At 60.3% G+C, this 22,982-nt stretch carries 20 protein-coding genes; 18 read left to right on the top strand and 2 right to left on the bottom strand.

The window, feature by feature from the left end; translation table 11 throughout:
• Window positions 1–2 precede the first annotated feature (2 nt).
• Together QA644_RS25910 and QA644_RS25905 are read right to left on the bottom strand one after the other, a co-directional pair.
• Window positions 3–716: a FadR/GntR family transcriptional regulator gene (locus QA644_RS25910; protein ID WP_074073052.1), complete on the bottom strand. Its 714-nt coding sequence runs from the start codon at window positions 714–716 to the stop codon at window positions 3–5.
• Window positions 716–1,084, bottom strand: a complete 369-nt coding sequence (locus tag QA644_RS25905) for a hypothetical protein (protein ID WP_283073831.1) — start codon at window positions 1,082–1,084, stop codon at window positions 716–718. Before QA644_RS25905 ends, QA644_RS25910 begins: the two co-directional genes overlap by 1 nt.
• 220 nt (window positions 1,085–1,304) lie before the next feature.
• Here QA644_RS25905 and QA644_RS25900 point away from each other — a divergent pair, with 220 nt between their 5' ends.
• From QA644_RS25900 to QA644_RS25815, 18 genes are all read left to right on the top strand, one after another.
• A complete protein-coding gene (locus tag QA644_RS25900) occupies window positions 1,305–3,242 on the top strand; it encodes an ABC transporter substrate-binding protein (RefSeq protein WP_283073830.1) in 1,938 nt (645 codons plus the stop codon).
• Between the two features lie 95 nt (window positions 3,243–3,337).
• Window positions 3,338–4,324, top strand: a complete 987-nt coding sequence (locus QA644_RS25895) for an ABC transporter permease (protein ID WP_074071711.1) — start codon at window positions 3,338–3,340, stop codon at window positions 4,322–4,324.
• Window positions 4,325–4,333: 9 nt separating this feature from the next.
• A complete protein-coding gene (locus QA644_RS25890; RefSeq protein WP_194731297.1) occupies window positions 4,334–5,455 on the top strand; it encodes an ABC transporter permease in 1,122 nt (373 codons plus the stop codon).
• 7 nt (window positions 5,456–5,462) lie between these two features.
• Window positions 5,463–7,187 (top strand): ABC transporter ATP-binding protein, encoded by a 1,725-nt coding sequence (locus tag QA644_RS25885; RefSeq protein ID WP_283073829.1) that lies wholly within the window; start codon window positions 5,463–5,465, stop codon window positions 7,185–7,187.
• The gene (locus tag QA644_RS25880) at window positions 7,184–8,401 is read left to right on the top strand and encodes a mandelate racemase/muconate lactonizing enzyme family protein (protein ID WP_194731299.1); all 1,218 of its coding nucleotides are present in this window, start codon (window positions 7,184–7,186) and stop codon (window positions 8,399–8,401) included. The genes QA644_RS25885 and QA644_RS25880 overlap by 4 nt, the downstream gene beginning before the upstream one ends.
• 12 nt (window positions 8,402–8,413) lie before the next feature.
• The gene (locus QA644_RS25875; protein ID WP_283073828.1) at window positions 8,414–9,601 is read left to right on the top strand and encodes a galactarate dehydratase; all 1,188 of its coding nucleotides are present in this window, start codon (window positions 8,414–8,416) and stop codon (window positions 9,599–9,601) included.
• Between the two features lie 443 nt (window positions 9,602–10,044).
• Window positions 10,045–10,134, top strand: coding sequence for a K(+)-transporting ATPase subunit F (locus QA644_RS25870; RefSeq protein ID WP_022717970.1), 90 nt, complete (start codon window positions 10,045–10,047; stop codon window positions 10,132–10,134).
• Between the two features lie 34 nt (window positions 10,135–10,168).
• Window positions 10,169–11,872, top strand: coding sequence for a potassium-transporting ATPase subunit KdpA (gene kdpA / locus QA644_RS25865; RefSeq protein WP_283073827.1), 1,704 nt, complete (start codon window positions 10,169–10,171; stop codon window positions 11,870–11,872).
• A gap of 9 nt (window positions 11,873–11,881) precedes the next feature.
• Window positions 11,882–12,037, top strand: a complete 156-nt coding sequence (locus QA644_RS25860; RefSeq protein WP_283073826.1) for a hypothetical protein — start codon at window positions 11,882–11,884, stop codon at window positions 12,035–12,037.
• A gap of 44 nt (window positions 12,038–12,081) precedes the next feature.
• Window positions 12,082–14,169, top strand: coding sequence for a potassium-transporting ATPase subunit KdpB (gene kdpB, locus QA644_RS25855; RefSeq protein WP_283073825.1), 2,088 nt, complete (start codon window positions 12,082–12,084; stop codon window positions 14,167–14,169).
• A gap of 12 nt (window positions 14,170–14,181) precedes the next feature.
• The gene (gene kdpC, locus QA644_RS25850) at window positions 14,182–14,751 is read left to right on the top strand and encodes a potassium-transporting ATPase subunit KdpC (RefSeq protein ID WP_283073824.1); all 570 of its coding nucleotides are present in this window, start codon (window positions 14,182–14,184) and stop codon (window positions 14,749–14,751) included.
• Window positions 14,752–14,810: 59 nt separating this feature from the next.
• Window positions 14,811–17,519 (top strand): sensor histidine kinase KdpD, encoded by a 2,709-nt coding sequence (locus QA644_RS25845; RefSeq protein ID WP_283073823.1) that lies wholly within the window; start codon window positions 14,811–14,813, stop codon window positions 17,517–17,519.
• A complete protein-coding gene (locus QA644_RS25840; RefSeq protein ID WP_283073822.1) occupies window positions 17,516–18,208 on the top strand; it encodes a response regulator transcription factor in 693 nt (230 codons plus the stop codon). Before QA644_RS25845 ends, QA644_RS25840 begins: the two co-directional genes overlap by 4 nt.
• A gap of 41 nt (window positions 18,209–18,249) precedes the next feature.
• Window positions 18,250–18,705 carry a PTS sugar transporter subunit IIA gene (locus tag QA644_RS25835; RefSeq protein ID WP_194731306.1) on the top strand — a complete coding sequence of 152 codons (456 nt, stop codon included), beginning with the start codon at window positions 18,250–18,252 and terminating at the stop codon, window positions 18,703–18,705.
• Between the two features lie 300 nt (window positions 18,706–19,005).
• Window positions 19,006–20,031 (top strand): sulfate ABC transporter substrate-binding protein, encoded by a 1,026-nt coding sequence (locus QA644_RS25830; RefSeq protein WP_074071700.1) that lies wholly within the window; start codon window positions 19,006–19,008, stop codon window positions 20,029–20,031.
• An 8-nt stretch (window positions 20,032–20,039) separates the two neighbouring features.
• Window positions 20,040–20,897, top strand: a complete 858-nt coding sequence (cysT, locus tag QA644_RS25825; RefSeq protein WP_239600912.1) for a sulfate ABC transporter permease subunit CysT — start codon at window positions 20,040–20,042, stop codon at window positions 20,895–20,897.
• The gene (cysW, locus tag QA644_RS25820) at window positions 20,887–21,759 is read left to right on the top strand and encodes a sulfate ABC transporter permease subunit CysW (RefSeq protein ID WP_283073821.1); all 873 of its coding nucleotides are present in this window, start codon (window positions 20,887–20,889) and stop codon (window positions 21,757–21,759) included. Before cysT ends, cysW begins: the two co-directional genes overlap by 11 nt.
• Window positions 21,760–21,769: 10 nt before the next feature.
• Window positions 21,770–22,813, top strand: coding sequence for a sulfate/molybdate ABC transporter ATP-binding protein (locus tag QA644_RS25815; RefSeq protein WP_283073820.1), 1,044 nt, complete (start codon window positions 21,770–21,772; stop codon window positions 22,811–22,813).
• The last annotated feature ends 169 nt before the right edge of the window (window positions 22,814–22,982 follow it).

Below are 22,982 nucleotides of genomic sequence, written 5' to 3'. Positions count from 1 at the left end.
GCTCAAACGCCCTGGAACATGCGGGCGCGCGCATTCAATATGTGTCTCTTCATAGCGTCGTGGGCCTCGGCTTCGTTTCGCGCAAAGATCGCCGCCACGATGACCGCGTGTTCATCCTGGACGCTGCGTATCTGTTCGGGCGTCCGTTTGAGGCTCAAGCTTCGCGTCACGGAATGTCCGATTGCGAAATGCGGCCTGAACCATTCGCGTACCGTGATGTGGAACTGGTTCCCAGTCGCCATGGCAATCGCATCGTGAAGCGCCTGATCCTCCTCGGCGCCGAGCTTGCCGTCCCTCAGACATTGTTCAATCGCAGAAAGGGCAGCCGTTATCCGCTCCTTGTCGGCTGGTTGCCAGTTGCGTGCGGCAAGTTCGGCAGCCTCGGCCTCCAGGCCGGCGCGGAACTCGAAGAAACGCTGCACGTCGGCAAGCGAGCCGACCGGGACCATTTTCAGCATGGACGAGTCCGGCCGCTGCCGCACATAGGAGCCCGACCCCTTGCGCGAGACGACCAGTCCGTCGACCCTTAAACGCTCGAGCGCTTCACGCACGACCGGCCTCGATGCGCCAAACATGACGGCAAGCTTCGATTCCGGCGGCAGCCGTTCATTCACCGGAAAGTTTCCGTCCGCGATCATCCCCACGATCTTCTCGTAGATGATGTCGCTGAAACGTGTTGCGCCCCTGTTGGGATCGGCAACGGGCGACAGTTTCATCATCGTCCTTCTTTCTGCCGCCAGGCAGCAAATTCCGCAGAGGCCCCATCACCGGGAGCGTAAGGGCCGGATATGCTCTGCCCGGCCCGCATCCGATCTTCGAAATCTTCGAGGGCCGTTTGCACGAGGGCCACGTTCGCGACCTCCTGCGACATTGCCGCGGGAATGGCAACCACATCGTTGTCGCCGACCATGGCATCACCCGGGCAGACGGCCACAGCACGACCGACCGGGCGCGGCGCCTGCGCATTGATCTTTTCAACGCCGCGAATGACGACGTTTAGCAAGCCGCGCTTCAACAGCACTACCGTCAGCGCCGCTGCCGGCACAGGCTTCAGTTTTTCGCGCGCAGCACCCGGCAGATCCACGTCTTCGCACTCCCCCGCGACCGTCTTTTGCGGTGACTACAACCACTTTCCATGTTGAAGGGCTACTAAATCTGTTATTATCTGTCAACTCTTGTAATTATTTGAGAACCTGTCTATGGTCGGCTCATGGCCGCTGAGAAGGGCGTCTTGCGCCGAGTTGGGAGCTCGTCGCGCCGGTTCACACCAGCGTCGTTCCGGCACAAAAAGGGGAGGAACTTCGATGCGCGATGAAATATTGTCTCGCGGCGTGACCAGGCGCGCCGTGCTCGGGGGCATGGCCGGTGTGGCAGCTCTGTCCATTGCTGGACGCGTCATTGCGGCAGGCGGCGAGGCGCCCGCATGGGCACAGCTTGCCAGGGACGGAAAGCTGCCGCCGCTTGCCGAACGGCTACCAAAGAAGCCGATGGTCGTGACACCTTTCGAAAAGGCCGGCACCTATGGCGGAACGCTCCGCCGCGGTCTCAGGGGCTCGTCCGACCATAACGGCATCCTGCGCATGGTCGGCAACCAAAGCCTCGTGCGCTGGAACCTGGAATTTACGCAAGTTATGCCCAACCTCGCTGAACGTTGGGAGATCAACGACGACGCCTCGCAATTCACCTTCCACCTGATCGAAGGGGTGCGCTGGTCCGACGGTCATCCTTTTACTGCCGACGACATCGTCTTCGCCATTGAGGATTGCGTCAAGAACAGCGAGCTCTACAGCTCGACACCTGCGCAGCTGTCTGTTGCCGGCAAGGCCGTCAAGGTCGAGAAGATCGATGATTTTACGGTGAAGTTCACCTTTGCAGCGGCAAACGCGCTCTATCTGGAAAACCTCGCGACACCGCTTGGCCAGCATCCGACACTCTTTCCGAAGCACTACTGCAGCCAATTCCTGCCGAAGTACAATCCCAATATCGCCGAAGAGGTGAAAAAGGCAGGCGTGGGAAGCTGGACCGATCTCTTCCGCGCACGTTGCGGCGATATCGAGATCCCGTCGCGGTGGGGCAACCCCGACAAGCCGACGCTCGATCCATGGATTGTGAAGGAGCCTTACAGCGGTGGCGCGACGCGCGTCGTCATGACCCGGAACCCCTATTTCTGGCAGGTCGACACCCAGGGCAACCAGCTTCCCTATATCGACGAGATCAATTTCAGCATCTCGCAGGACGTGGAGTCGCTGATGCTGAATGTCATCTCGGGAAAGATCGACATCCAGGAGCGCCATATCAGCGTTCTTTCAAACAAGCCGACACTCTCCCAGAACATGGAAAAAGGCGGCTATCGGCTGCTGTCGCTGGTGCCTTCCGCCTCCCAGCAGTGCCAGATCTATTTCAATATGACTCACAAGGATCCTGCCCTGCGCAAGATGTTTGCCGACAAGGCGTTCAGGCAGGCGCTTTCGCTTGCAATCAACCGGCAGGAATTGATCGACATCGTCTATTTCGGCCAGAGCGAAGCCTATCAGGCCGGCCCCCGCCCGGAACACCCTTGGTACCATGAAAAGCTCGCGCGGCAGTTTAGCGAATATGATCCTGATAAGGCCGGCGCGATGCTGGATCAGGCCGGTTACAAGATGGATGGGAGCGGGTTGCGCCTCCGGCCCGACGGCCAAAAGGTGTTTTTCGCAGTCGACGTCATTCCCACGCTCTATCCCGATCTCGTTGACGCCCTGGAGCTGGTCAAGGCGCATTGGGCGCAGATTGGCATCGAGATGAAGGTCAACACGATCGAGCGCGCCCTCTACTACACACGCGGCGACGACAACGCGCATGATGCAGCAGTCTGGCCGGGTCCCGGCGGTCTTGATCCGATGCTTGACCCGCGCGACTTCTTCGCCTTCCACCCGCAAGGTTCGCGCTACGCCATTCCGTGGTCGCTCTGGTATACGTCGAACGGCGCACGCGGCGAAGAACCGCCGGAAAGTCAGAAGAAACGCATGAAGCTTTTCGACGACGCCCGTTCCACCGCCGATCTCTCCAAGCGCGGCGCAATCATGACGCAGATCTTCGACATTGCGGCTGACGAATTCGAGACAGTGGGTCTCTGCCTTGCCGTCGGCGGTTTCGGCATCACCCGCAACAACCTGCACAACGTTCCAGAAAAGCAGCCCGACAGCTGGTCCTGGCCAAATCCAGGCCCTGCACTGCCCCAGCAATTTAGCTTCACGAGCTGATTTTGCCGCTCCAGCGCCGTCCCTTTGCGGGGCGGCTCTCCTTTCAAGCGCGCTGCCCGCAGCTCGGGAGCGGTGTTTAATGCAAGAGACGTCTCATGCTGGTCTTCATCGCTAAACGCCTTCTATGGATGGTCCCATCCCTTTTCGCCGTCAGCTTCCTTGCCTTTGCGCTTATCCAGCTGCCGCCGGGAGATTACGTCACGACATATATAGCGACGCTTGCGGCATCGAACGAAGTCATCGATCAGAATACCGCGGCGCAACTGCGTGAGCGCTTCGGCCTCGATGACCCGATGCTCGTGCAGTATTTTAAATGGATATGGGGCATCCTTTCCCGCGGCGACTTCGGCATCTCCTTTGAATGGCAGCAACCGGTCTCTGGCCTCATTTGGGAGCGCATGGCGCTGACGCTGGTGCTCGCTCTTTCAACACTCATCGCCACCTGGGGGATCGCATTGCCGATCGGCGTCTTTTCTGCCGTGCGCAAATATTCGATCGGCGACTATTTCTTCACCGCCTTCACCTTCCTCGGACTGGCTATTCCGTCGTTCTTGCTGGCGCTGGTGCTCATGTATATCGCGGCTGTCGAGTTCGGCCAGGATGTCGGAGGCCTCTTTTCATCCGAGTTCGAGACTGCGCCCTGGAGCATCGCCAAGGTCCTCGACCTTCTTTCGCATATATGGCTTCCCGTCATAATTCTGGCCGTGTCTTCTACCGCGAGCCTGATCCGCGTGATGCGCGCGAACATGCTCGATGAACTGCCGAAGCCTTATGTCACCACGGCACGGGCAAAAGGTCTTTCCGAGTTCAGACTGCTCGTGAAATACCCCTTAAGAATCGCGCTCAACCCGTTCATCTCGACGATTGCCTGGCTCCTTCCAAACCTGATTTCCGGCTCCGTCGTCGTGGCCATCGTCCTCAATCTGCCGACGGCAGCGCCCTTGTTGCTGCAGGCGCTGATGGCACAGGACATGTACCTGGCTGGCGCCTTCGTGCTGCTGATCTGCGCGCTCACGCTGATCGGCTCATTGATCAGCGACATCCTGCTTGCGCTAGTCGATCCCCGCATCCGCTTGGAATAGGGAGACCTCATGGCCGACATTGCAGTCACAAATCTTGCGCCGGATCGCGCCGCTGTCGCCTCGCAATGGCAGCTCATCTGGTGGGCTTTTCGTCGGCACCGGCTTGCCATGGTAGCCCTCGTCGTCACCCTCTTGATGTACATCGTTGCCGTCATTCCGGGCTTCTTCGCCATCAACGATCCGAACCTGCAGAACGCTCGGGCGACCTTCCATCCACCGCAGAGACTGCACCTCATCGATACCGGCGATGGGATTTCCATTGGCCTTCACTACTATCCGCTGAAGCTTACCCGCGATCCGCAAACGCTTGCCGCGATCTATAAGGAGGATAGGACGAAGCGTGTCGACGTCCGGCTGTTCGGGCGCGGCTATGAATATTCCGTGCTCGGCCTTTTCAGCACCAACATCCATCTGCTCGCTTCATCCGAGAAGACCTCGCCCCTTCTTCTGTTCGGAGCGGACAGGCTCGGGCGCGACGTCTTCAGCCGGACGGTTCAAGGGTCTCAGATCTCGCTGTCGATCGGCCTTGTCGGCGTCTTTTTCTCGCTGATGCTCGGCATCGTCCTCGGCGGCATTTCCGGATATTACGGCGGCCGCATCGATTTCTTCACGCAGCGGCTGATCGATTTCGTCCTGTCCCTGCCGACGATCCCGATCTGGCTTGCGATGGCGGCGGCCCTGCCGCAGGGCTGGCCAGCAACGCTTCAGTACATGATGATTACCATCATTCTGTCGCTGACCGGCTGGGCGCAGCTTGCCCGTGTCGTGCGCGGTCGCTTTTTGTCCTTGCGCACCGAGGAATTTGTAGCCGCCGCAAGGCTCGATGGTGTTCGCGAAAGGCGCATCATCTTTCGTCACATGCTGCCGAGTTTCGCAAGCCACATCATAGCGTCGATCACGCTTGCCGTGCCGGCGATGATCCTTGCGGAAACCTCCCTCTCCTTCCTGGGCCTTGGCCTGCAGCCGCCGACCATTTCCTGGGGTGTGCTTTTGCGCGAGGCTCAAAACATACGTTCAATCGCTACGGCGCCGTGGCTCTTCATGCCGGGGGCGGCCGTCGTCGTCGCCGTCATGGCGCTCAACCTTCTCGGCGACGGCCTGCGTGATGCGGCCGACCCCTATAACAAATGAGGCCGGCATGACTGACATGGTTCCCATCACCGGCGGCAGACCGCTCCTGCAGGTGAACAACCTGACCGTCGACTTTGCCTTGCGCAACGGCGTCTTTCGCGCAGTTGACGATCTTTCCTTTTCGATCGATCCGGGAAAAACCCTCTGCGTCGTCGGCGAGAGCGGTTCCGGCAAGTCGGTGACGGCGCGTTCCATTCTGCAGATTGTAGACGCGCCCGGCCGCATCGCCGCAGGCTCTATCGTGCTGAACGGCAAAGACGGCCGTCCCGTTGATCTCGTCAGTCTCAGCCCGCGCGGGCGCCAAATCCGCGCCATACGTGGTCGCGATATCGCGATGATCTTCCAGGAACCTATGTCGTCACTGTCGCCGGTGCACACGGTGGGCGACCAGATCATCGAAGCCCTCCGTCTTCACACCAGAATGAGCAAGGCGCAAGCACGCGCCGAAGCGATTTCCCTCCTGCAGCAGGTGGAAATTCCCTCCCCGGAAAAAGCGGTCGATCGCTATACCTTCCAATATTCGGGTGGCATGCGCCAGCGCGCCATGATCGCAATGGCACTCGCATGCAAGCCTCAACTGCTCATCGCCGACGAGCCGACCACGGCTCTGGACGTGACCACGCAAGCCGAAATCCTTGACCTGATCGCCCGGCTGCAGAAGGCCTATGGCATGGCGGTGCTCTTCATAACGCACGACATGGGCGTCGTGGCGCAAATCGCCGACGACGTGCTTGTCATGCACAACGGCGTTGCGAAGGAATATGCGCCGGTCGAGCAGATCTTTCATGCGCCGAAAGACAGCTACACCCGAATGCTGATCGGCTCCGTTCTGAAGCTGGAGGCCAAGGCCGAAATCAGGCTGGCGAGGACGCCGCTCGACAAGACGGTAGCGCCCATCCTCGAACTCCGCAACGTCTCAGTGGATTTCGGCGAGGTCAAAGCGCTCGACGACATTTCCATTTCGCTCCTGCCACGCGAGACGCTCGGCATTGTCGGCGAAAGCGGCTCAGGAAAGACAACGATGGGCCGCTCGATCATGCGCCTCATTGATCCGACGGCGGGCGAGATCGTCTATCGCCGTGCCGATGGTGGCATGATCGATCTGGCGACGGCGAAAGGACAGATGCTTGCCATGGCCCGACGCGAACTGCGCATGGTGTTCCAGGATCCTTTCGGCTCTCTCAATCCCCGCATGACTGTCTCTCAAATCATCGGCGAGCCGCTGCTTGTCAACGGCGTCGCGAGCGGGCGGGCGCTCGACGAGCGCGTCTGCCACCTGATGGAACAGGTAGGTCTCGATCCTGCGAGCCGCGAACGCTATCCGCATGCCTTTTCGGGGGGCCAGCGTCAGCGCATCGGAATTGCCCGCGCCATCACGCTCAACCCGCGCGTCATCGTTGCAGACGAAGCGACCTCGGCGCTCGACGTATCCGTCCGCTCCCAGGTGCTCGACCTTTTGATGCGGCTGCAGGATGAACTCGGCCTTGCCTACATCTTCATCAGCCACGACATCGGCGTCATTCGCTACATGTGCGACCGTGTCGGCGTGATGTACAAGGGCCGGCTTGTCGAGGTCGGGGATGCGGACAAGGTCTGCAACACGCCCGAGCACGCCTACACGCAAGCCCTCATCTCCGCCATTCCGCGCCCCGACCCGCGCGATCGCGATCACTCGCGGCGTTTCCGCTACGTCGAACCAGGCAATTTGAAGAACGGGAGTTCTGTGCGATGAAGATCACCGGAATTAGAACCTTTCTCATGCATGCGGGCCAACCTGACCCCTCGAAACGGGCCTTGGACACGCGCTCGCGAGACGACGCGTCCAAAATGCTTCCGGGCACCAGAAACTGGCTGTTCTTGAAGCTCGATACCGACGAGGGCATCACCGGCATCGGTGAATGCTCGGGCTGGCCGCGGGTCATCGAGACGGCAATACACGATCTCGCACCACTCCTTATCGGCGAGGACCCCGCCAATATCGAACGGCTCTGGCAGAAGATGCATATCGCCATGATGGGCCACGGCATGCTGGGAACAGTTGGCGGCGGCGCCATGACCGGCATCGACATGGCACTTTGGGACATTAAGGGAAAAGCCCTCGGCGTGCCGGTCTGGATGCTGCTCGGCGGCAAGGTGCGCGACCGGATCCCGATCTACTCCCATGCAAACACCCCCGAGCGGGCGCTTGCAGCCAAGGAGCGCGGTATCAAGGCGATCAAGTGTGGCGGGGTGGCCGATCCGGTCCGCAAGGTCGCTGCTTTGCGCGAGGCGGTCGGCAACGATATCGACATTGCGATCGATCTGCACGGACCGCCATGGCTGACGCCTGCAGATGCCTGCCGGCTGGTGCGGGCATTGGAGCCTTACGAACTCTTCTGGGTCGAAGATCCGATTGCCCCTGACAACACCGATGGCTATCGGCGTATTCGCGATGCGGCGCACGTGCCTTTGGCGGCCGGCGAGCGTTCGGCGACCATCTTCGGCGAACGGGAACTTATCGAAGAAGAACTGGTCGACGTGATCCAGCCGGATACCGGCCGGGCTGGCGGCATTACGCAGATGAAGAAGATTGCGGCAATGGCCGAGGCGCACCATATCCAGGTGGCACCACATTCCGGCTCGCTTGGCCCGGTCGCCGAATATGCGGCCCTGCACGTGCTTGCTGCGATCCCCAACGCCCTCATCCTCGAGCGCATCGATGACGACTGGGATGGCCGCCGGCAGACGATCGTGCCTCATCCCGAGCAGGTCGACGGATTGATTGCAGTTCCTGATGCGCCGGGGCTCGGCTGCGACATCGATGAGACGTTCGTGGCTCGCTTCCCAAGTGGCGGCAACGTCTCGATACCCGTGCCGGAGGATGCCGGCTCGTACAATCCCGGAACCTACAACGAGCATCTGTATGTGCAGACACGTCTGTCGCGCCGCGCCTATTTCAATCGGTAGAAGGACAACAAGATGAAGATCGACCGCATGCGGGCTTTCATGACCCGCGACAAGGACCGTCCCCGCGTCATCGTCGCCCTCGACACGGATGACGGCCTGACAGGATGGGGCGAATGCTATAACCATGGTCCGGACAAGGCGCTTCCGCCGCTCTTGGATTATCTCTACGCCTTCCTGTCCGGCCAGGATCCGACACGTGTCGACTATCTCGTGAATCTGCTCATCCAGCAAAGCAGATTTCCGCCAGGCGCACTGGGGCTGGCTGCAATCTCCGCCCTCGATCACTGCCTGTGGGACCTTGCCGCCAAAGCCGCAAACGTTCCCGTCTACAAGCTTCTGGGTGGCGAAGTGCGCGATCGCATCAAGGTCTATGCGGGCGTCTATACGGCACCGGATGCGCCGGCGGCCCGCGACGAGTTCGACCGTCTGAACGCTGAATGGGGTTTTACCGCTTTCAAGCTCAGCCCGTGGCGCATCGACATGCACGCCCATCGCTGGGGCAACGTCGTCAAAGCCTCGGCGGACTATTTTCGCACACTGCGGGAAACCGTGCGCGACGACTATGAGATCGCGTTTGATGCGCACGCCAAGATCTTCGAGCCGATTGCAGCCCGCCAGCTCGGCAATGCGCTGGCACCTTATGATCCGCTGTTTTACGAGGAACCGCTTCGTCCGGAAAACATCGAAGCCTGGGGTGACCTCAAGCAGGGGCTCAACTGTGTGCTCGCAACCGGGGAATCGCTTTACAATCGAAATGAATTCCTGCGCCTGCTGCAGGTGAAGGGCGCCGATCTGATACAACCCGACATCTGCGTGATTGGCGGCATCAGCGAAATGCGGCGGATTGCGTTTCTCGCCGAGGCTTTCTTCGTCGGCGTGGCACCCCACAACCCCATGGGCCCGCTGGCGACCGCGGTCAACGTTCACTTTTCGGCTGCCGCCCAGAACTTCCGCATTCTCGAATACCGATTGCCGAAGGGCCAGGCCTATGTCTATGGCGGCAACGACATAGAAAGGCGGCAGGGCGAGACGCGATATGTCGTCGATCCCTATCTGCCGAAGGACGGCTATCTGGAACTGCGGCCCGATCGGCCGGGCTGGGGCGTGGAGATGGACGAAGGGGCAATGACTGAGGAAGGTTACGTTCATTGGCAACGGCGCGTCCCGAAACGGCCAGACGGCTCCTATGCCTTTGCTTGAGAGCGAGACGCGTTCCAACAGCCGCCGGCTGACCGCCGCCACCCGGCGGTCAGCCGCCGCCTGCGACATCATTTTCATCACAATCACAATAAAATGCTGGTTCCACTCGCGCTGAACCCTTCGTCAGGGATGCCGTGGAAGGCAAAGGTCACCCCAGGGCATTTATAAGATTTTTATATTGGCGCTCTTCGCCCCGTCTCGAACCTTTATGCGGTTCGGCCGCATATTGACGCCCGAGAGATCGACAAGATCATCTGCACGCCAGAAAGCATGAAAGGTGTCGTTTTTCGAAACGGTGCCTCTCGTCTTGTCTGACTCCAAAGAACAACAATAGGAGCCAAGATCGATGATGGACATCATCCTGCTCGGCATCGCGGTAGCATTCTTCGCACTTTGCTTTGCCTATACCAGCGCCTGCGACCGGCTCTGAACGGAGAAACATCATGACGCTCGATTATATCCTAGGCGGTGCGGTGACGGTGTTTCTGACTGTCTATCTCACCTACGCCCTCATTCGCCCCGAGCGCTTCTGACTAGGAAGCAGCCGGGTACTGAAAGTTACTTCCCATGACCCTCAACGGATGGCTTCAGATCCTGCTTTACTGCGGGATCGTCCTCGTGCTCGTCAAACCGCTCGGCGGCTACATGACGCGTGTCTTCAACGGCGAGCGCACGTTCCTCTCGCCGGTCCTCGTTCCGATCGAACGGGGGCTTTATGCCATTGCCGGCACCAGCGAGCGTGAGGAACAGCATTGGACCTCCTATGCTTTTTCAATGCTGCTTTTCAATTTCCTGGGCGTACTCGTGCTTTATGCGTTGATGCGCTTGCAGGCCGGTCTGCCCTATAACCCCGCCGGCATGACCTCCGTGCCGCCGGACCTGTCGTTCAACACCGCCGTCAGCTTCGTCACCAACACGAACTGGCAGAATTACGGCGGCGAAGGCACAATGTCCTATCTTACGCAGATGGCAGGGTTCACCGTTCAGAACTTCGTGTCGGCGTCAACCGGCATCGCCATCGCCGTCGGTTTGATCCGCGCCTTTGCGCGCGCCTCCGGCAAGGCCATCGGCAATTTCTGGGTCGATATGATCCGCAGCACGCTCTATGTGCTCCTGCCGCTCTGCATCGTACTGACGCTGGTCTATGTTTATCTCGGCGTGCCGCAGACGCTCGGCCCTTATGTCGAAGCGACGACGCTTGAGGGCGCTAAACAGACGATCGCTGTTGGTCCCGTCGCCTCGCAGCTCGCAATCAAGATGCTCGGCACCAATGGCGGCGGTTTTTTCAATGCCAATTCCGCGCATCCCTTCGAAAATCCCGATGCCATCTCAAACCTCGTCCAGATGCTCTCGATCTTTGCGATTGGTGCAGCACTGACCAACGTCTTCGGTCGCATGGTCGGCAACCAGCGTCAGGGCTGGGCGATCCTTGCCACCATGGGCATCCTGTTCGTCGTCGGCGTTGGCGTCACCTACTGGGCAGAGGCCGCCGGTAACCCGCTGATGCAGTCCTTCGGACTGGTCGGCGGCAACATGGAAGGCAAGGAAGTCCGCTTCGGCGTCGCCCTGTCCTCGCTCTTTGCAGTTATCACGACCGCTGCCTCCTGCGGCGCGGTCAATGCGATGCATGGCAGCTTCACCGCACTAGGCGGGCTGATACCGCTGATCAACATGCAGCTCGGCGAAATCATCGTAGGCGGTGTCGGCGCAGGCTTCTACGGCATCCTGCTCTTCATCATCGTTGCCGTTTTCGTGGCAGGCCTCATGGTCGGCCGCACGCCGGAATATCTCGGCAAGAAGATCGAGGCGAAGGAAATGAAGATGGCTGTCCTTGCCATTCTCTGCCTGCCCTTGGCCATGCTCGTCTTCACCGCGATTGCCACCGTGCTTCCGTCGGCCGTCGCCTCAGTCGGCACGGCGGGTCCGCACGGCTTCTCGGAAATCCTCTATGCCTATACGTCGGCTGCGGCAAACAACGGTTCGGCTCTCGGTGGCCTGACGGGCAACACCCCCTGGTACAACATCACGCTCGGTATCGGCATGCTGATGGGCCGCTTCCTGGTCATCATTCCGGCACTCGCGATTGCTGGCTCGCTGGTCACCAAGAAGACGGTTCCGGCCTCGGCAGGCACCTTCCCGACCGATGGTCCGCTCTTCGTCGGGCTTCTGAGCGGCACCATCCTGATCGTCGGCGGCCTCACCTTCTTCCCGGCGCTGGCCCTCGGCCCGGTCATCGAGCACCTGATGATGATCACCGGTCAGACCTTCTGAGGTGAAGACATGATCCTTCGCCACAGACTTCGCAAATCCTTCAACTCACGTCCCGGTTTGCCGGGACGTGAGTGCGAGCGGATGGCGCGTGCCTCCAACATCATCCTCGTCATGATGGCCGGCCTCCTCGTCATCCTCGCCGCCCTTAGAATTTTCCATGGCTGACCAGAAAGCCGGTCGCCTCACCTCGTTTCAAGCTGGAGTCTCTTATGAGCCAGGCAAAATCCGCGAGCATCATGGATTCTCGCATCCTCATTCCGGCCGTGGGCGCCGCTTTCAAGAAGCTTAACCCGCGCACGCTTGCCAAGAACCCCGTCATGTTCGTCGTGGCCACGGTTTCCGCCCTCACGACCATCCTCTTTATCCGCGACCTTGTAGGCGGCAGCGCAGACCTGGGCTTCTCATTCCAGATCAATCTCTGGCTCTGGTTCACGGTGCTCTTTGCGAACTTCGCGGAGGCTGTCGCCGAGGGCCGCGGCAAGGCGCAGGCGGACTCACTGCGCAAGGCACGCACCGAAACACAGGCCAAGCTGCTCACGGCCAATAACGGCACCGGCTACCGCATGGTACCCGGCACGAGTCTGAAGGTCGGCGATCTCGTCCTCGTCGAAGCCGGCGATATCATCCCGTCGGACGGAGAAGTCGTCGAAGGTGTGGCCTCGGTCAATGAAGCCGCAATAACCGGTGAATCCGCTCCGGTCATCCGAGAATCGGGCGGCGACCGCTCCGCTGTTACCGGTGGCACGCAGGTGCTTTCCGACTGGATTCGTGTTCGGATCACGGCGGCTGCCGGATCGACCTTCCTTGATCGCATGATCTCGCTCGTCGAAGGTGCGCAACGCCAGAAGACACCGAACGAGATCGCGCTCAATATCCTGCTCGCAGGCATGACGCTGATCTTCGTTCTTGCGACCGCAACGATCCCGAGCTTTGTGATCTATGCGGGCGGCTCGATCCCGATCATCATCCTCGTTGCACTCTTCGTGACATTGATCCCGACGACGATCGGCGCCCTGCTCTCGGCGATCGGTATTGCCGGCATGGATCGTCTCGTCCGCTTCAACGTGCTCGCCATGTCCGGCCGCGCCGTCGAAGCCGCCGGCGACGTGGATACGCTGCTGCTCGACAAGACCGGCACGATCACCCTCGGCAACCGTCAGGCAACCGCCTTCCATCCGGTCCGCGGTGTCTCCGAGCAGGAGCTTGCCGACGCAGCCCAGCTCGCTTCTCTTGCCGACGAAACGCCCGAAGGCCGCTCGATCGTCGTGCTTGCCAAGGAGAAATACGCAATTCGCGGCCGCGAGATGGCAAGCCTGAAGGCACATTTCGTACCCTTCACCGCCCAGACCCGCATGAGCGGGGTCGACATCGAGGGCTCATCAATACGCAAGGGCGCTGTCGACGCAGTGCTTGCCTATGTCGGCTCCGGCTCAGCCTCTGTCTCGGGCAACGCTGCCGTAGCCCTGCGCACCAATAGCGATGTGGTGAGGGAGCTGCAGACAATTGCCGACGAGATTGCCAAGGCCGGCGGCACGCCGCTTGCCGTTGCCCGTGACGGCCGTCTGCTTGGCGTCATCCAACTCAAGGATATCGTCAAGGGCGGCATCCGCGAACGCTTCGCCGAATTGCGTCGCATGGGTATCCGCACCGTGATGATCACCGGCGACAATCCGATGACCGCTGCTGCGATCGCCGCAGAAGCCGGCGTTGACGACTTTCTGGCCCAAGCCACGCCAGAGAACAAGCTGACGCTGATCCGCGAGGAGCAGGCGAAGGGCAAACTCGTCGCCATGTGCGGCGATGGCACCAACGACGCACCAGCCCTTGCCCAGGCCGACGTCGGTGTCGCGATGAATACCGGCACGGTCGCCGCCCGTGAGGCGGGCAACATGGTCGACCTCGACAGCGATCCGACGAAACTCATCGAGATCGTCGAAATCGGCAAGCAGCTGTTGATGACCCGCGGCGCGCTGACGACCTTTTCGATCGCCAACGATATCGCCAAGTACTTCGCCATCATCCCAGCGATGTTCCTCACCTTCTATCCGCAGCTTTCCGCACTGAACGTCATGGGTCTGTCGTCGCCGCAAAGCGCTATCCTGTCGGCAATCATCTTCAACGCGCTGATCATCATCGCGCTGATCCCCTTGTCGCTCAAAGGCGTGCGCTACCGCCCGATTGGTGCCGGCGCCCTGCTTTCCCGCAATCTTTTGATCTATGGTCTTGGCGGCATCGTCGTCCCGTTCATCGGCATCAAGGCGATCGACATGCTGATCACCGCTGTCGGCCTCGCATAAGGAGTCCGAGCAATGTTGAAACAACTTCGTCCGGCAATCGTCATGATCGTTGCCACCACGGCCATCACCGGCCTGCTTTACCCACTCGCCATGACGGGCGCCGCGCAAGCACTCTTCCCGGCGCAGGCAAACGGCAGCCTGGTCGAGAAAGACGGCCAGGTGATCGGCTCGGCGCTGATCGGCCAGGCCTTTACCAGCGACACGTATTTCCACGGCCGTCCTTCGGCGGCAGGTGACGGCTACAATGCTGCAAGCTCCAGCGGTTCGAACCTCGGCCCGACCAGCCAGAAGCTGATCGACCGCGTGAAGGCCGACTACGAAGCGGCCAAGGCCATCAACCCGGGTGCAGAGGTCCCGATCGATCTCGTGACCGCCTCCGGAAGCGGGCTTGACCCGGATATCTCGCCAGAAGCGGCCTACTTCCAGGTACCGCGCGTCGCCAAGGCTCGCAACATGGACCAGGCCACGGTGAAAGCCCTGGTGGACAGCGTCATTCAGGCTCCTGAACTCGGCATCCTTGGCGAACCCACGGTCAATGTGCTGGCATTGAACCAGTCCCTCGATGCTTCTATGACTGAGTAAAGGCTAAGGGCCCCGGCACTTGAGCGCGCCGGGCCCTGCTTGCAAGAAAGACGACACGCATGCCGGACGACAGAAGCGATCAGGCCGCAAGGCCCTCGCCGGACGCGCTTCTCGAGAAGGCGCGGGCGGAAACGCGCGGCCGGCTGAAGATATTTCTCGGCGCCGCGCCTGGCGTCGGCAAGACTTATGAAATGCTGGTTTCCGGACGGGCAAAGCTTGCGGACGGCGTTGACGTTGTCGTCGGGGTGGTTGAGACTCATGGCCGCAAGGAAACGCAGGCGCTGCTCGACGGCTTCAGTATCATTCCGCGGGCGAAGGTCCAGTATAAGGGCCACACCCTGGAGGAGATGGATCTCGACGCCATCCTCGCCCGCAAGCCGGATCTCGTCCTCGTCGATGAGCTCGCCCATACGAACGCAGAAGGCAGCCGCCACCCGAAACGTTATCTCGATGTCAAGGAGCTGCTGGACCGCGGCATCGATGTCTATACGACGTTGAATATCCAGCATGTCGAGAGCTTAAACGACGTCGTTTCGCAGATCACCCGTATCCGCGTTCGCGAGACCGTACCGGACTCGGTGATCGACTTGGCTGACGATATCGAGATCATCGATTTGACGCCCGACGACCTGATCAAACGCCTGCACGACGGCAAGGTCTATGTGCCGAAAACGGCCGAACGCGCGCTGAGCAACTATTTCACGCCCGGAAATCTGACGGCGCTTCGTGAACTCGCATTGCGCAAGACCGCACAGCGCGTCGACGACCAACTCGTCAGCCATATGCAGGCGCATGCCATCTCCGGTCCCTGGGCTGCCGGCGAGCGTGTGCTGGTTTCGATCGATCAGCATCCGCGATCAGCCTCGCTGGTGCGTTATGCTACGCGCATGGCTTCGCGGCTGCGCGCGCCGTGGTCAGCGGTCTATATCGAAACCAATCAGTCGATCAGTCTGACAGAAGAACAGCGCGATACGATCGCTGCCACGCTGCGGCTCGCCGAGCGGTTAGGCGGCGAGGCTGTTACCCTTCCCGGCACCGGGGTTGCCGAGGAATTGCTTCGCCACGCAAGCGCCAACAACGTAACACATATTGTGGTTGGATCACCCGTGAAGGCGACATGGCGCCAATGGTTTCAGCACTCGCCGGTCGACGAGCTGATCCGGTGCGCCGGTGGTATCAGCGTTCACGTCATCTCCGGCAACGAGAAGGACGGCAATGCAGGCCGCGGCGTCAAGGCGGCACCCGCATTGCCGGCCTTCAACATCAAGGCCTATCTGCTTGCAACGATCTACGTTGCGGCAGCACTCGCCTTCAGCACGGTGCTCGATCAGGTTCTGGACGTGCGCAACCTTGCTCTCGTCTTCCTGATGGCCGTCCTCACCTCCGCGGTACTCCACGGCTTGCGGCCCGCGCTCTACAGCTGCATTCTGGGCGCACTTGCCTTCAACTTCTTCTTCCTGCCGCCGCGTTTCACCCTGACGATCAGGGATCCTGAAAGCGTGGTCGCCTTCTTCTTCTTCATCGGCGTTGCCGTGATTGCGAGTAATCTCACAGCGACCGTTCAGCGCCAGGCGGCGGCCGCTCGACAGCGTGCGCGCACCACCGAGGACCTTTATCTTTTTTCCCGCAAGCTTGCGAGCACCGGCACGCTCGACGATGTACTCTGGGCAACGGCCTTTCAGATCGCCTCGATGCTTAAGGTGCGGGTCGTCCTGCTCCTGCCCGAAGGCGGAACGATTGCGGTCAAGGCCGGATATCCGCCCGACGATACGCTGGACGATGCCGATATCGCCGCAGCACGCTGGGCCTGGGAACACAACCATGCCGCCGGGCGCGGCGCAGACACGCTTCCCGGCGCGAAGCGCCTTTATGTGCCGCTTAGAACCGGACGTACCGCCGTCGGCGTCATTGGCCTCGACAGCGACCGCCGCGACGGTCCACTCTTTACGCCTGAACAGCAGCGGCTCCTGGATGCGCTTGCCGATCAGGCAGCACTTGCCATCGAGCGTATACAGCTTGTCGCCGATGTCGATCGCGCCAAGCTTGCCGCCGAAGCCGATCGCCTGCGCTCCGCCCTGCTGACGTCGATCTCGCACGATTTGAAGACCCCGCTCGCAGCAATTCTCGGCGCCGCCGGCACGCTGCGTGACTATTTCGGTTCCATGCCGATGGAAGACCGAAACGACCTTCTGGCGACGGTCATCGATGAATCCGAGCGGCTGAACCGGTTCATCGCCAATCTGCTCGACATGACGAAAATCGAATCCGGAGCCATGGAGCCGAACTATGGTCTGCACTATCCCGGCGACATCGCTGGCAGCGCGCTGAGACGGGCCGCCAAGATCCTTGACCGTCACAAGCCTGATATGATCATTCCGGCTGACCTGCCGATGGTGCGCGTCGATCCGGTGCTCTTCGAACAGGCGCTCTTCAACCTGCTCGACAATGCCGCGAAATATGCGCCTGAAGGTTCGGCGATCCGCATCGAGGGATGGGCCGACGCCGGAGAGGTCGTCATTCAGGTCGCCGACGAAGGCCCAGGCATTCCACCCGCTGACCTGACGCGCATCTTCGACACCTTCTACCGCGTCCGCAAGGGCGATCAGGTGCGCGCCGGAACGGGCCTTGGCCTTTCCATCTGCCGCGGCTTCATAGAAGCGATGGGCGGCACGATCTTCGCCGGAAACCGCAAGGACCGCTCCGGTGCCATCTTTACGATCCGTATGCCAAAACCCAATGACATTCCAAAACTGGACGAACTCAAATGACCGGTCCCGCCGTGAAGATCCTCGTCGTCGACGACGAGCCGCCGATCCGTAAACTGCTTCGTGTCGGGCTCAGCGCGCAGGGCTACGAGGTTCATGAGGCGCCGAATGCCGCCAGCGCCCACCAGGCGGTAAAGGATAGTGAGCCGGATCTCATCGTTCTGGACTTGGGCCTTCCCGACAAGCCTGGCCATGATCTGCTGCGCGAATGGCGCGAGGATGGCCTTTCCATGCCCGTCGTCATCCTCTCCAGCCGCACCGACGAGACAGGCATCGTCAAGGCGCTTGAAACCGGCGCCGACGACTACGTGACGAAACCCTTCGGCATCAACGAGCTCGGGGCCCGCATTCGCGTGGCGCTCCGCCACCGGCTGCAGCAGCAGGGAGAAAAGGCAATCTTCCAGACAGGCGGTCTTTCGATCGACCTCGTCAAGCGGATCGTCAAGGTGGATGACAGGGAGATCAAGCTGTCGCCGAAGGAATACGATATCCTGCGCGTGCTTGCCCAGCATGCCGGCAAGGTGCTGACGCATCAGTTCCTCCTGAAACAGGTCTGGGGGCCGGCTGCCGACGTTCAGTATCTGCGCGTTTACGTCCGTCAACTGCGGCAAAAGGTGGAGCAGATTCCGGACCAGCCGCAATATATCACCACCGAGACCGGGGTCGGCTACCGGCTCAGAGAGCCGGATTGAGTTCCGGCATCTTATCCTGCCAATACGACAACGGGAAAGACATGAACCTCGCAGACATCATCCGGCCGGAGCATACCTTCATCGGCGTTTCCGTGACGACGAAGTGGCGCGCGCTGCAAAATCTCGCCGAAAAGGCCGGCAATGCGTTTGACATCGAGGAAAAGACGACCCTCCAGGCGCTGGAAAGCCGTGAAAACCTCGGCTCGACCGGCATCGGCAACGGCATTGCCGTACCGCATGCGGCGATCGCCGGCATGACAAGCCCACGTGGGCTCCTGGTGCGTTTCGCCCAGCCGCTGGACTTCGAGGCGATCGACGATCTGCCGACGGATATCGCTTTCTTGCTGCTTTTCGGAGAAAGCAACCGTGGCGAATATCTCAACGTGCTTGCCGCCATCGCGCGACGCCTGCAATCGGAAGGCGTCCTTCAGTCGATGCATAAGGCGAGAAACGTCGATGAGTTCTATTCGAGTTTCATTGGAGATTCACGGCCATGAGGGAGCGCGGCTTGAGTGCCGCGCTTTGGGTTTGTTGATCCGAGCTTAGAAATCGTGTTGCATGCGGCGCGGGCCTGTCATCGATTGCACGGATCGCGATGTTTTCATCCGTGTCATGGCGAGTGGGCCGAAATGGTGCTTTTTCTGTAACGACACACGATCGGTGACGGTCGGGACGTCCGTTTCAATTTTGGCAGCGGAATGGGATGGGTTTCTAAAAGCACATCAGGAACCGGAAGAACTTTCGTTTCGTTATACGACCAAGTTGATAGAGTTTAAGTAGAACGAAGGAGGTTCCCCATGCCGTCAATACGGATCACCCGATTCCTCGCGGCCGCTGTCTTTGCAAGCAGCGTCGCAATCGGCGCCACTGTCCCGGCTTTCGCCGATCAGACGCTTCTCAACGTGTCTTACGATCCAACGCGTGAATTGTATAAGGATTTCAACGCCGCCTTTGCCGCAAAGTGGGAGAAGGACACCGGCGAGACGGTCACGATCCAGACCTCGCACGGCGGTTCGGGCGCCCAGGCGCGTTCCGTCATCGATGGTCTTGAGGCCGATGTCGTGACCCTCGCACTCGAAGGCGATATCGATGCGATCGCCAGCAAGACCGGCAAGATCCCAGCCGACTGGAAATCCAGATTCCCGAATAATTCGGCGCCCTATACCTCCACCATCGTTTTCCTGGTTCGCAAGGGCAATCCGAAGGGTATCAAGGATTGGGGCGACCTGATCAAGGATGACGTTCAGGTCATTACGCCGAACCCGAAGACTTCGGGCGGCGCGCGCTGGAATTTCCTCGCCGCCTGGGCATGGGCCAAGCAGGCAAACGGCGGTGACGACACCAAAGCGCAGGATTTCGTAACGAAGCTCCTGCAGCACGTTCCAGTTCTCGATACCGGGGCTCGCGGTGCAACGACGACCTTCGTCCAGCGCGGCCTGGGCGATGTTCTGCTTGCCTGGGAAAACGAAGCCTATCTCTCCTTGGAGGAGCTCGGGCCGGACCAGTTCGAGATCGTCACGCCGACCTTGTCCATCCGCGCCGATCCGCCGATTGCGGTCGTCGACGGCAATGTCGACAAGAAGGGCACGCGCAAGGTTGCCGAAGCCTATCTCAACTATCTCTACTCCGACGAGGGCCAGAAGATCGCTGCAAAGCACTTCTACCGCCCGAGCAAGCCGGAGGTCGCCGACAAGGCGGACATTGACCGCTTCCAGAACCTGAAGCTCGCAACCATCGACGACTTCGGCGGCTGGAAGGAAGCACAGCCGAAATTCTTCGGTGATGGCGGCGTATTTGACCAAATCTACAAGCCGGCCCAATAATACCTCGCATGAAAGCACATAGCCCCACGCGGTGGCGGTTCAAACGGCCGAGCGTCATTCCAGGCTTTGGAATGGCGCTCGGCCTTACCTTGACCTGGCTCACCCTTTTGATCCTCATCCCCCTCTCGGGCCTCGCCTGGCGTTCGAGCGAGCTTGGCTGGGACAAGTTTTCGTCCATTGCATTCGATCCGCGCACGCTGAGCGCGCTTCGCATCAGCTTCGGCGCGGCTTTTGCCGCGGCCTGTGTCAACGCCGTTTTCGGCGTCGTCCTTGCGTGGGTGTTGGTGCGGTACCGTTTTCCCGGCAAGCGGGTGATCGACGCTATGGTCGATCTGCCTTTTGCACTGCCGACCGCGGTTGCCGGCATCGCCCTGACGACGCTCTATGCGCCGAACGGCTGGATCGGCCAGTTCCTGACGCCGCTTGGCATCAGGATCGCCTTCACACCGGTCGGCATCGTCGTCGCCCTCGTCTTTGTCGGCCTGCCTTTCGTCGTGCGTACCGTGCAGCCGGTGATGGAAGAGATCGACAAGGAGGTGGAAGAAGCTGCCGCAACGCTTGGTGCCAATCGCTTCCAGACGATCTTCCGTGTCCTTCTTCCAGCCCTCGCGCCTGCCGTGTTGACAGGCTTTGCATTGGCCTTTGCACGCGGGGTCGGCGAGTACGGTTCGGTCATCTTCATCGCCGGCAACTTGCCGTTCAAGTCAGAGATCGCGCCGCTTTTGATCGTCATCAAGCTGGAAGAATATAACTACGCGGCCGCGACAGGCATTGCGGCAGTTATGCTGATCATCTCATTCATCATGCTGCTCGTGATCAATCTCATCCAGAGCTGGAGCAGGCGGAGGTACGGGAATGGCATCTGACACGATCCCTCGCTCAATCAAGGTCCGCTCGGTCATCACCGAAACGAGGTTTGCCCGCTGGACGCTCATCGTCCTGTCGCTGGTCTTCCTGCTCCTTATTCTGCTGCTGCCGCTTGCGGCTGTCTTCGTCGAGGCCTTCCGCAAGGGCGGGAGTGCTTTCTTCGAGGCGCTGCAGGACGCCGAGACCTTCTCGGCGATAAGCCTGACGCTCATCGTCGCCGGTATCAGCGTGCCGTTGAACCTATTTTTCGGCGTCGCGGCCGCATGGGCGATTGCCAAGTTCGAATTCAAGGGCAAGGCCATCCTGACGACCCTGATTGACCTGCCTTTCTCCGTCTCGCCGGTTATTTCCGGCCTCGTCTTCGTGCTGCTTTTCGGTGCCAATACCTATCTCGGAAAATGGCTCGACGCGCACGACATCAAGATCCTCTTCGCAGCGCCCGGATTGATCCTTGCCACAATGTTCGTCACCTTTCCCTTCGTCGCGCGCGAACTGATCCCGTTGATGCAGGAACAGGGAACGGCGGATGAAGAAGCGGCCCTGTCGCTGGGTGCCAGCGGCTGGCAGACCTTCTGGCATGTGACGCTGCCCAACATCAAATGGGGCCTGCTCTATGGCGTGCTGCTTTGTAACGCCCGCGCCATGGGCGAGTTCGGCGCCGTCTCAGTCGTCTCCGGTCACATCCGCGGCCAGACGAACACCATGCCGTTGCAGGTAGAAATTCTCTACAACGAGTATAATTTCACCGGCGCTTTTGCCGTTGCAACATTGCTTGCCTCGCTTGCGCTTGTGACCCTTGTTTTGAAGACGCTGCTCGAAATGCGATACAGCGAAGAAATCGCTGCCAGCCGGCGGCACTGAAGGAAATAGAATGGAAGTACGCGTTCAAAACTTGCGCAAGGAATTCGACCGCTTCCCGGCGCTCCATGACATCTCGCTCGATATCCGTTCAGGAGAGCTGATCGCGCTGCTCGGTCCATCCGGCTCCGGCAAGACGACGCTCTTGCGCTTGATTGCCGGCCTCGAAAGCCCGACCGAAGGTCTGATCTACTTCGGCGACGAAGATGCTTCGAAAAAGACTGTGCAGCAGCGCAATATCGGCTTCGTGTTTCAGCACTATGCTCTTTTCCGCTACATGACGGTGCTCGACAATATCGCCTTCGGGCTGAAGGTGCGCGATGCAGCGCGCCGCCCCACAAAGTCCGAGATCCGCAGCCGCGCGCTGGAACTGCTGGATCTCGTGCAGCTTTCCGGTCTGGAAAAGCGCTATCCGGCCCAGCTCTCGGGCGGTCAGCGCCAGCGCGTCGCGCTCGCGCGCGCTCTTGCGGTAGAACCGAACGTACTGCTTCTCGACGAGCCTTTTGGTGCGCTCGACGCCCAAGTGCGAAAGGACCTGCGCAAATGGCTCCGTGAGATTCATGACCGCACCGGTCACACCACGGTTTTCGTCACGCATGACCAGGACGAAGCGATGGAACTTGCCGACCGCGTCGTCGTCATGAGCCAAGGCGCGATCGAGCAGGTCGGCACACCGGACCAGGTCTACGACAATCCGAATTCGCCCTTCGTCTTCGGTTTCGTGGGCCAGTCGAATTGTCTGGATGTGCGCGTTGCCGGGGGCGAACTTTGGTTCGAAGACCGTCCCCTTGGCTTGAAGGCGGACAATGAGAGGGACGGCAGCGCGCAGCTCTATTTCCGACCGCACGACATCGAACTGCGCGACGGCTGCGGTGGATGCATCGCCGGTCTGCTCGTCTCCAGCCGCCGCGTTGCCGGTACGCGCCATATCGAGGTCAACATCGGCAAGCATCACCCGTCGATCGAGCTCGAATTGCCGCCCGAGCAAGCTGACAGCCTTGACCGCAACCGCATCGCCTTCCGCCCCAAACGCTGGAAGCTGTTCAGGAACGCCTAACGATCCTTGCCCACTCCAAAAGGGGTAGAATGGCCAAAACCCGAACGTTCAAATGTATTGCCATGCCCCTCTCCAATATATTGCCGGCAGCTTCAATGAGAGCCGCCGCACTTATATATTGCGCATTTTCTAATTTAGCGGAATATAGAACAACCGTACCGGCGAAACG

The sequence above is a fragment of the Rhizobium sp. CC1099 genome (assembly GCF_029714385.1).
Lineage (GTDB): Bacteria > Pseudomonadota > Alphaproteobacteria > Rhizobiales > Rhizobiaceae > Rhizobium.
Note: the sequence above shows the minus strand (reverse complement) of the source record. Positions and strands in the feature narration are given on the sequence as shown.

What these genes read in the sequence shown, in the direction of transcription:
- QA644_RS25895 (WP_074071711.1), top strand. Translation starts at nt 3,338, where the DNA reads ATGCTGGTCTTCATCGCTAAACGCCTTCTATGGATGGTCCCATCCCTT.
- cysW (WP_283073821.1), top strand. Translation starts at nt 20,887, where the DNA reads ATGGCATCTGACACGATCCCTCGCTCAATCAAGGTCCGCTCGGTCATC.
- QA644_RS25830 (WP_074071700.1), top strand. Translation starts at nt 19,006, where the DNA reads ATGCCGTCAATACGGATCACCCGATTCCTCGCGGCCGCTGTCTTTGCA.
- QA644_RS25840 (WP_283073822.1), top strand. Translation starts at nt 17,516, where the DNA reads ATGACCGGTCCCGCCGTGAAGATCCTCGTCGTCGACGACGAGCCGCCG.
- QA644_RS25900 (WP_283073830.1), top strand. Translation starts at nt 1,305, where the DNA reads ATGCGCGATGAAATATTGTCTCGCGGCGTGACCAGGCGCGCCGTGCTC.
- kdpC (WP_283073824.1), top strand. Translation starts at nt 14,182, where the DNA reads ATGTTGAAACAACTTCGTCCGGCAATCGTCATGATCGTTGCCACCACG.
- QA644_RS25845 (WP_283073823.1), top strand. Translation starts at nt 14,811, where the DNA reads ATGCCGGACGACAGAAGCGATCAGGCCGCAAGGCCCTCGCCGGACGCG.
- QA644_RS25880 (WP_194731299.1), top strand. Translation starts at nt 7,184, where the DNA reads ATGAAGATCACCGGAATTAGAACCTTTCTCATGCATGCGGGCCAACCT.
- kdpA (WP_283073827.1), top strand. Translation starts at nt 10,169, where the DNA reads ATGACCCTCAACGGATGGCTTCAGATCCTGCTTTACTGCGGGATCGTC.
- kdpB (WP_283073825.1), top strand. Translation starts at nt 12,082, where the DNA reads ATGAGCCAGGCAAAATCCGCGAGCATCATGGATTCTCGCATCCTCATT.
- QA644_RS25815 (WP_283073820.1), top strand. Translation starts at nt 21,770, where the DNA reads ATGGAAGTACGCGTTCAAAACTTGCGCAAGGAATTCGACCGCTTCCCG.
- QA644_RS25870 (WP_022717970.1), top strand. Translation starts at nt 10,045, where the DNA reads ATGACGCTCGATTATATCCTAGGCGGTGCGGTGACGGTGTTTCTGACT.
- QA644_RS25875 (WP_283073828.1), top strand. Translation starts at nt 8,414, where the DNA reads ATGAAGATCGACCGCATGCGGGCTTTCATGACCCGCGACAAGGACCGT.
- QA644_RS25835 (WP_194731306.1), top strand. Translation starts at nt 18,250, where the DNA reads ATGAACCTCGCAGACATCATCCGGCCGGAGCATACCTTCATCGGCGTT.
- QA644_RS25910 (WP_074073052.1), bottom strand. Translation starts at nt 716, where the DNA reads ATGAAACTGTCGCCCGTTGCCGATCCCAACAGGGGCGCAACACGTTTC.
- QA644_RS25885 (WP_283073829.1), top strand. Translation starts at nt 5,463, where the DNA reads ATGACTGACATGGTTCCCATCACCGGCGGCAGACCGCTCCTGCAGGTG.
- QA644_RS25860 (WP_283073826.1), top strand. Translation starts at nt 11,882, where the DNA reads ATGATCCTTCGCCACAGACTTCGCAAATCCTTCAACTCACGTCCCGGT.
- cysT (WP_239600912.1), top strand. Translation starts at nt 20,040, where the DNA reads ATGAAAGCACATAGCCCCACGCGGTGGCGGTTCAAACGGCCGAGCGTC.
- QA644_RS25890 (WP_194731297.1), top strand. Translation starts at nt 4,334, where the DNA reads ATGGCCGACATTGCAGTCACAAATCTTGCGCCGGATCGCGCCGCTGTC.